Origin of the sequence: Bacillus sp. CDB3, assembly GCF_002081505.1 — a bacterium.
Taxonomy (GTDB): Bacteria; Bacillota; Bacilli; order Bacillales; family Bacillaceae_G; genus Bacillus_A; species Bacillus_A cereus_AT.
Map to the genome: position 1 here is coordinate 23,447 of NZ_ALBR01000029.1, position 9,622 is coordinate 33,068.

The following is a 9,622-nucleotide window of genomic DNA, read 5'->3' on the forward strand; positions in this document are numbered from 1 at the left end:
AAAGAAAACAGTAAAAACACGAGCACAACGATTGGGGATTACTGACACAGTGTTTGATTTAAAAGATATAATTTACTTTAGATAGTTCACTCAAATAATGGTGGACTATCTTTTTTAAAAAGGTAAATAGAAATTTATGTTAAAATAATTATAGAGATTGTGAAAAAATGTTCTTAAACTAACGGTTAAGTTACTTTAAGTTTGAAGGGGTGATTGCAGTGGAGTAAGTGATCTTTTTAATCTTGGTTAAATACTTTGAGGGAAGGGATTTATAACTATGAACACAAAACTAATAATAGTAGAAGGTTTACCTGGATTTGGAAAATCAACCACTGCAAAGCTAATAAATGAAATTCTAAGCCAAAATAAAATTGAAGTTGAACTATTTTTAGAGGGAAATTTGAACCACCCAGCCGACTATGATGGTGTATCTTGTTTTAATAAATTTGAATTCGATAGATTATTATCTAACAGTGGAGATTTTAAAGAAGTGCTTCTTAAAAGAGTTCTAAAAAAAGGAAACAATTATTTATTACCATACAGAAAGATAAAAAATGAGTTTGGTGACCAGTTTTCGGACGAATTATTTAACGCTATTTTTAAAAATGATATATATGAATTACCATTCGATAAAAATGTTGAATTAATTGCTGACAAATGGAATGACTTTGCTGAAATTGCTCTAGAAGACAATAAGGTTTATATCTTTGAATGTTGTTTCATACAAAATCCATTAACGATTGGGATGATTAAATATGGTGAACAAAAAGAAAAAATAATAAATTATGTAATGAAAGTTGCAAAAATCATAGAGAATTTAAATCCAATGTTATTGTATGTAGAACAAGATGATCTTGAATTTTCATTTAGGAAGGTATTAAAAGAAAGAACCCCAGAATGGTCCACAGGAATTGTCGACTATTACACTAACCAAGGCTATGGAAAAGAACATAACCATTCAGGTGTAGAAGGAGCGATAAAAGTTCTTGAAGCTAGAAGGAATTTAGAGTTAGAAATATTCGATATGTTAAAAATGAAAAAAGAAAAAATTAATAATACAAAATATGAAAATTGACTCATATAGATCAATGTTAAAAGATAAGTTAACAATACAAATGGTGAAATAGCTTTTTACACTAACGGGTGCAATTCTTTAAAAAGACATCGCTGTTTTTGATACTTAAAGTAACATATTGTGAAATATTGTACTTACGCTAACGGGTGCTTTAGTTGAAGAAGGAAATAAAAACGATCAGAATATTTTCTGAGCATTTTAGTTTGCTATTTATAATGCGAAATGCATACAAATTATTGTGTTATTTCAAATGGTTATTAGCATTTTTCTCTCCCTAAACTGAACCCGTTATTTTAAAAGGGGATTTTTCTTATTTAATAAACTTGTCCATCACATCTTTATATTTTGCAAATTCTTCGTCTTTCATATCGCCATTCATCTGTAAAAGGAAATTACCTTTTGCGTATGTATGAGAGAATAACATAGGAGATGAGTTTCCTAATTCATCGTAATATTTCTTAACTTTCTCTAAGTCGTCTTTCTTTGTAATTTCGAATAATCTACCGCCTTTATCTTCACCGAGCGCAGGTACGATAATACGTTTTCCTTCTTTTCGAAGATTACCAAATTCTTTTTCTGGAAGTCCAGTTGGATTTTCTGCTTGTAGACCAGCACTTTTAAATTCAGAGATAATTGAATCTACTGTTACTTTCGTTTCTTTTTTTTCTTGTTTTGATTCAGTAGGTGTTTTTGCATTGTTATTACCACCGCAACCAGTTAAAGAAGCTAAAGATATACATAACGCACCAATTATTAATGTTTTCTTCAAAAAAATCCTCCTTAAAGTTTATTTTATTTCTGTACAATCTTGTTTCGTTAAAAATAAGAATTTTATTCATGGATGAAAAGAGATGAATAGCAATCAACCGTTGCTATTCATCCATCTTCTACTATATAATAGCTATAGTCTACAATAAGTGAATCGTAATTTGCGGTTTTTAAGACAATCGGTGAGAAAACGCTGAAATAAGCGGTATTAGTAGGAGGACACAAATGATTACAGTAAGTAACGTTAGTTTGCGTTTTGCGGATCGCAAATTATTTGAAGATGTTAACATAAAATTCACGCCAGGTAATTGCTACGGTTTAATCGGAGCGAACGGTGCTGGTAAATCAACATTTCTAAAGATTTTATCTGGAGAAATCGAACAATCAACAGGTGACATACATATTACGCCAGGTGAGCGTCTAGCAGTATTAAAACAGAATCACTTCGAATATGAAGAGTTCCCAGTATTAGAAACAGTAATTATGGGTCACACGCAACTTTACAAAGTAATGCAAGAGAAAAATGCCATTTACATGAAAGAAGACTTTAGTGATGAAGATGGTATGCGTGCTGCTGAACTTGAAGGTGAGTTCGCTGAGCTTAACGGTTGGGAAGCTGAGTCAGAAGCTGCAATCTTACTAAAAGGACTTGGTATTGGTGAAGATCTTCATGATAAGAAATTGTCAGAATTAACTGGGGCAGAGAAAGTAAAAGTATTACTTGCTCAAGCTTTATTCGGTAAACCTGACATTCTATTACTAGATGAGCCTACCAACCACTTGGACTTAAAAGCGATTCAATGGTTAGAAAACTTCTTAATGAACTTTGAAAATACAGTAATCGTTGTATCCCATGACCGTCACTTCTTAAATAAAGTTTGTACGCACATGGCTGATCTTGATTTCGGTAAAATTCAACTTTATGTTGGTAACTATGACTTCTGGTATGAGTCAAGCCAATTAGCTTTAAAATTAACACAAGATGCTAATAAGAAAAAAGAAGAGAAAGTAAAAGAGTTACAAAACTTCATTGCACGCTTTAGCTCAAACGCATCTAAAGCGAAACAAGCAACTTCTCGTAAAAAATTATTAGATAAAATTACATTAGATGATATTAGACCATCATCACGTCGTTATCCATTCGTTGGCTTCACACCTGAGCGTGAAATAGGAAATGACTTATTAACTGTTGAAGGTCTTTCTAAAACAATTGATGGTGAAAAAGTGTTAGATAATGTGTACTTCACTTTAAATAAAGGTGATAAAGTTGCATTTATTGGTCGTAACGATATTGCGATGACAACATTATTTAAAATCCTTATGGGTGAAATGGAGCCAGATAGCGGTTCATTCAAATGGGGCGTTACAACATCTCAATCGTACTTCCCAAGAGATAACTCTAAATACTTTGAGAACAGTGACTTCAACTTAGTTGATTGGTTACGCCAATTCTCTCCACAAGATGAGTCAGAAAGCTTCTTACGTGGTTTCTTAGGCCGTATGTTATTCTCAGGTGAAGAAGTTAAGAAGAACGTTTCTGTATTATCTGGAGGCGAAAAAGTTCGTTGTATGCTATCTAAAATGATGTTAAGTGGTGCGAACGTAATCACACTTGACGATCCAACGAACCACTTAGACCTTGAGTCTATCACTGCATTAAACAACGGTTTAATTGCATTCAAAGGTACAATGTTGTTCACATCTCATGACCATCAGTTCGTACAAACGATTGCAAACCGCATTATCGAAGTAACACCAAACGGTGTAATCGATAAAGAGGCAACTTACGATGAGTACTTAGAAAATGAAGAACTTCAAAAACAAGTAGATGCAATGTATAAAGGTCAATAATAAATAGTGAAAACCCTCGCTTTCTTTATGAGAGCGGGGGTTTTGTTGAAAAGAAATACAATCTTCGTATTTAAATAAAGGGGGGCTAAAATGAATAATTATTCAAAAATAATATTAACGATGGTAAGGGATTTTGATGTTGCACCAGAAGAAATTTTGAAGCATGGATAAACCCTGATATGATGAAGAAATTGTTTTTTACGTTGGAAGGGACGAATAAAATAACAAAAAATACTACTGGGGTAGGCGGAAGTTGGGAAATTGTCGGCCATCGTAATGGAACAGACTATCGAGCAATTGGGGAATATATTGAAATGAATCGTCCTGATAAATTAGCATTTACATTTAAAATGCCACAGTTTAGTGAATTAGAAGATACAATTACAGTTGAAATAATGGAGAAACAACAAGGATCTGAAATGGTATTTTCACAAAATATTATCGTTCCGCATGAGGAGAATTGGGAGAAATCTGATGTTGAAAAAGCACTTAAAGACTATCATGATGGTTCTGAGCATGGGTGGGATTTAATGTTTATGGGACTAAAGGAATTAGTTTAAACTGGAGAAATAAGTTATAAAGGATAAGTTTGTAGAAAAGGTGTAGTTTGAGTAATTATTTCAAACAACACTTTTTCTTATGTGAAATATGTACCAAAATTGGAGATAGATTAGTTTGCAAATGAGGAAATAAAGGGTTATAGTTTGTGGAGTCATAATTAGTGGATGAGCCTTGGGAGAAAACAGGAAATGTTACAAAATTATTTTGTTAAATAGAAACCAAGGTCAAAATGTTTAGAAAGAAATAGTTGAATAAATAAAAGTTACAAATTATAATTACTAATATTCTTCATATAGTTAAACAAATAAAATCTATTTGAAGAAGAAAAATTGAATAGAGAGACAGACTTATACAAAATAAGCCTTGGATGATCAAAAGAGGTGGAGAGATGCAACAATTTTTATTAAAGAGTAAACGAGTATTAAGTAATCATTTTGGATTTTTCGTATTTGCCGTTATTTTACTTTGGTTAAAAACATATGCAGCATATGTGACAGAATTTAATTTGGGGATATCGAACACAATCCAAAAATTCTTACTGTTTTTCAACCCGTTAAGCTCAGCAGTTCTATTTTTAGGTCTAGCATTATTTGCAAAAGGGAAACGAGCTTACATTTGGTTAATTGTTATTAATTTGTTAATGTCTATACTTTTATACGCAAACGTAGTATATTATCGCTTTTTCAGCGACTTTATTACATTCCCGACATTAACACAAACGAATAACTTTGGAGATTTAGGTGGTAGTATTTTTGCATTGCTACACTTATATGATCCACTATATTTCTTAGATACGATCATTCTAATTGTTTTAGTCGCAACGAAATTTGTAAATCCTAAACCAATCCGTGTTGCGAAGCATAAATTATCTCTAGTATTCGTAGCAGGTATTTTATTCTTTAGCATTAACTTAGGTCTTGCAGAATCTGACCGTCCTGAATTGTTAACAAGAACATTTGACCGCAATTATATCGTGAAATATTTAGGTGCGTATAACTTTACGATTTATGACGGTATTCAAAGTGCGAAAGCATCAACCGAACGAGCATTAGCTGATGGAGATAATATGACAGAAGTTAGAAACTATCTTTCATCAACGTATGCAAGTCCAAATCCTGAGTATTTTGGTAAAGGAAAAGGAATGAACGTAATTTATATTCATTTAGAGTCATTCCAAAACTTTTTACTAAACTACAAATTAAATGGTCAAGAAGTTACACCGTTCTTAAACTCATTTACAAAAGATGCGAATACGTTATACTTTGATAACTTCTTCCATCAAACAGGACAAGGTAAAACATCTGATGCTGAGTTCATGTTAGAGAACTCAATGTTTGGATTACCGCAAGGATCTGTTTTTACAAATAAAGCTAATAACACGTATCAATCAGCACCAGCTATTTTAGGTCAACAAGGGTATACATCAGCAGTGTTCCACGGTAACTACAAAACGTTCTGGAACCGTGATGAAATTTATAAATCATTTGGTTTTAATAAATTCTTTGATGCGTCATACTATGATATGAACGAAAAAGATGTAGTAAACTATGGCTTAAAAGATAAACCGTTCTTTAATGAATCGATTCCGTTATTACAAACGTTGAAACAACCGTTCTATACGAAGTTCATTACGTTATCGAACCATTTCCCTTATCCTATTGATAAAGCGGAAGCAACGATTGAACCAGCTAAAACGGGTGATTCATCAGTAGATACGTACTTCCAAACAGCACGCTATTTAGATGAGTCTGTGAAAGGATTCATGGATTACTTGAAACAATCTGGTTTATACGATAACTCAATTATTGTTATGTACGGTGACCATTACGGTATTTCAGATAATCATAGCGCAGCAATGTCTCAAATAATGGGTAAAGAAATGAACTCATTTGAAAATGCACAGTTACAACGTGTACCTTTAATCATTCGCGTACCTGGAATGAAAGGTGGCGTACAACATCAATACGGCGGAGAAATTGACGTTCTTCCAACGTTATTACACTTACTAGGTACAGATACAAAGAATTATGTCCAATTCGGATCAGATTTATTATCGCCAGATCATAAACAAGTCGTTCCGTTCCGTAACGGTAACTACGTAAGCCCAACAGTTACTGCACTGAACGGCAAATACTATGATACAGCGACTGGAAATCCAGTAGAATTTACAGACGAAATAAAACAAAATGAACAAATGGTTCAAAAATCACTAAAATACTCTGACCAAGTTGTTAACGGCGACTTATTACGATTCTACACACCAGAAGGCTTCACTCCAGTAGATCGTTCTAAGTACAACTATAACCATCGTGATAAAAATAAAACGAAGGTGAAGACGACTGAAGACGGGGCAACGAAATAAATAATAAAAAATCCTACTCGTATTCCTATACGGTAGGAGTTTTTGTTTTAAGAGTTACTTTCGGATTTTTGGAGTGCACTTTTTTTGGCATAAAACATGCAAATATCAGTGCTACAAAAGATAAGACTAACATAAATACATAGGCATCACTTGAGCTGAAGATAGAAGATAATTTTGTTACTTGCATAGCTGATATGTTCCCGTTATTACTAGATAACTGTAAAGTATGTGAAGTTGACTGAATCGTATACACTGTGATGATAACTGCTGTTCCAATAGCACCTGCTAATTGGCGAATCGTATTATTTACTGCGGAACCATGTGAACCCAGTTCTCTTGGTAAAGCGTTTAAACCTGCTGTATTTAAAGGCATAGAAATGAAGCTTAACCCAATTCGTAGAATAATGGTACGAATCATTAAATACATATAAGTTGTGGATTCGGTCAAATCAATTACACCCCACATCGAAATAATGATACATATTAAACCTATAATAAAGAGTGGTTTTGCACCGTATTTATCAAACATTTTCCCGGTGATAGGTGATAAGAAGGCATTAATGACAGCTCCGGGTAATAGAAGTAGACCGGATTCGAATGCAGTAAAACCTCGTCCATTTTGTAAGTAAATCGGTAATAGAATTAAATCCGCATACATAATCATCGTAATTAGTATATTAATGATTGAAGTAAGAGTGAAAATTTTATATTTAAATACGGATAAGTTTAGTAGTGGATCGCTAGACTTTATTTGACGTAAACAGAATAGAGTTGTAACGATTATTCCGATGATAATTGTAATAATAACAACTGGATGATTCCATCCTTTACTTCCTGCACTACTAAATCCGAATATAATACAACCAAAGCCAACCGTTGATAAAATGATACTGACGATATCTAATTTTGCTTTTGTTGTTTCAGCAACATTCATTAAATATTTTAGCGCGAGAATAATAACGATTAATACAAATGGAGCTAATCCAATAAATAACCATCTCCATGAAACATATTCAACGATAAATCCAGATAATGTTGGAGCGATGGCTGGTGCAAAAATGATGGCAAATCCGATGGTCCCCATAATGCTTCCACGCTTTTCACTTGGGTATAAATATAAAATAACAGTCATCATTAGCGGCATAATAATTCCTGCTCCAACTGCTTGAATCATTCTTCCTGTTAACAGAATGCCAAAATTCATGGCGCATGCACAGAGAACCGTCCCAATAAACAAAGAGAGCATCGAGCTAATAAATAGCTGCCTTGTTGTAAATCGTTTCATTAAAAACGCAGTAATTGGAACGAGAACACCATTTATGAGCATAAAGCCTGTTGATAGCCATTGCACTGTTGCAGCCGTAACATCAAATACTTCCATTAAATTACTCATCGCCACATTTAATAGCGTCTGATTCAGTGTTGATAAAAAACAGCCGGCAATGAGCACAACTAATATAATTTTTTTATTTCTTTCTGATATTTCCTTTTGCATTGGTAAACTCCTTCATTGTTTTCTTGATTTATCGACAATGTGTCGATAAAATTAATGGTAACAAAATAAATTTTCTTTGACCATGAACAGTTTTGTTGAAAATGTTCACTACTCGACATATAAGGTATGCACTGTCGAGTAAGTAAAGAGAAAATCTATAAAGGAGTTTCAAAATGTCTACACCTAAAAAAGAAGATCCTCGTACAGTTCGTTCAAGAGAAATGTTTAAAAATGCTGTTTTTGCTCTCCTATGTGAGAATCCTAGTACTTCAAGTTTAACGGTTCAGAAAGTCGCAACAAAAGCAGGATTAAATCGGACAACATTTTACTTACATTATCAAGATATTCAAGATTTACTAGACCAAATCACAAATGAGATTTTAAATGAGCTTTCTAATAAAATTGTTGATTTAATACATGCAAAAGATTTATCAGAAAAACAAAAGCTAACACAATTACTTGATTATTTATATATCCATCGAAATTATTTATTTATATTATTTAAAATGAATCAATTTGAGGAGCAACTATTTTTATTTTTAAAGCAATTAATAGAAACGAGAAGAGAGAATACGATAAAGGATTTGCCAGATGACTATGTTGCGGTTGATATTAAAACAGCCTCTTTGGTAGGTATCATCATGTGGTGGATAAGGAATGGACTTCACTTTAGTTCAGATTATATCGCAAATCAAATTTATTTCATGTATAAATAATGATTTTAAGGATCGGAATTAATAGAACTTTATAAAACAAAAGGTTCCGAGAAAGAAGGGGATAGTCATGAATTTTAAAAATAAAAAAGTAGCATTACGCTTAGAGGTTGTAAATTACCAATATAAAGATGCAAAAGACGAGTGTGATAGAAATTGGTTAAGAATAAAGGCAAAACTATCAGAAGAAAATAAAGTTTTTGAAACGATGGATCCTTTTTTACAAACATACGACTTACAGTACATGATAAAATGGTTTGAATCTTTACCAAACCCTACATATAACGAACTAGATTTCATAGAACCAAATTTAGCGTTTGAATTTATGGGGGGAAAATCAGGGGAGTTTAACATTGTTATTCGCTTATCGCTGGAACTTAACCCAGCATGGTGTACGGAAGAAGCGTACGAATTTTCTATCGGTATAACTCAAGATGATAGAGAGAATATTATTCGTTCTATTGAAGAGCAACAAAGGAAATTCCCAAAACGATAAAAAAGACTTGATTACCTACAAGAGGGAATCAAGTCTTTTTATTACATACGATTATCATGCCAGAAGTTTAATGAGGAATGTTCATTTAGGTATAATCTTCTTGGAATAATTGAATGTGGAAATAATTAGAAAGACTAAATAAGATAATATGTTATGAAATCTTTTACTTGTATAAGTATGTGTTTTATTAGGTATATATAAAGACATTAGCAATCTATATATGACTTTTGATAAGTTAAATGCTGTTTTTATTTAAAGTAGTATATTAAAATTTAGATGGGGTAGTTTAGTATTTTTTAGT

At 32.6% G+C, this 9,622-nt stretch carries 5 protein-coding genes and 3 pseudogenes; 6 read left to right on the forward strand and 2 right to left on the reverse strand.

Annotated elements, in window-relative coordinates; all coding sequences use genetic code 11:
• The first annotated feature begins 277 nt into the window (after window positions 1-277).
• Window positions 278-1,127 (forward strand): annotated as a pseudogene (locus CDB3_RS09715) (hypothetical protein).
• Between the two features lie 258 nt (window positions 1,128-1,385).
• Here the strand turns inward: CDB3_RS09715 and CDB3_RS09720 are convergent.
• Window positions 1,386-1,826: a stress protein gene (locus tag CDB3_RS09720; protein WP_372708531.1), complete on the reverse strand. Its 441-nt coding sequence runs from the start codon at window positions 1,824-1,826 to the stop codon at window positions 1,386-1,388.
• Window positions 1,827-2,068: 242 nt separating this feature from the next.
• On the opposite strand from CDB3_RS09720, the gene CDB3_RS09725 reads away from it, so the two are divergent.
• From CDB3_RS09725 to ltaS, 3 genes and pseudogenes are all read left to right on the forward strand, one after another.
• Window positions 2,069-3,694 carry an ABC-F family ATP-binding cassette domain-containing protein gene (locus CDB3_RS09725; protein ID WP_000633869.1) on the forward strand — a complete coding sequence of 542 codons (1,626 nt, stop codon included), beginning with the start codon at window positions 2,069-2,071 and terminating at the stop codon, window positions 3,692-3,694.
• A 90-nt stretch (window positions 3,695-3,784) separates the two neighbouring features.
• A pseudogene (locus CDB3_RS09730) lies at window positions 3,785-4,254 on the forward strand (SRPBCC family protein).
• Between the two features lie 389 nt (window positions 4,255-4,643).
• Complete coding sequence (gene ltaS, locus CDB3_RS09735; protein WP_128854314.1) at window positions 4,644-6,617, forward strand: lipoteichoic acid synthase; 1,974 nt, start codon at window positions 4,644-4,646, stop codon at window positions 6,615-6,617.
• Between the two features lie 47 nt (window positions 6,618-6,664).
• Here ltaS and CDB3_RS09740 read toward each other — a convergent pair.
• Window positions 6,665-8,112 (reverse strand): annotated as a pseudogene (locus CDB3_RS09740) (DHA2 family efflux MFS transporter permease subunit).
• 173 nt (window positions 8,113-8,285) lie between these two features.
• On the opposite strand from CDB3_RS09740, the gene CDB3_RS09745 reads away from it, so the two are divergent.
• Window positions 8,286-8,828, forward strand: a complete 543-nt coding sequence (locus CDB3_RS09745) for a TetR/AcrR family transcriptional regulator (RefSeq protein ID WP_128854316.1) — start codon at window positions 8,286-8,288, stop codon at window positions 8,826-8,828.
• Window positions 8,829-8,895: 67 nt separating this feature from the next.
• Window positions 8,896-9,321 (forward strand): WapI family immunity protein, encoded by a 426-nt coding sequence (locus CDB3_RS09750; protein ID WP_128854317.1) that lies wholly within the window; start codon window positions 8,896-8,898, stop codon window positions 9,319-9,321.
• Window positions 9,322-9,622 lie beyond the last annotated feature (301 nt).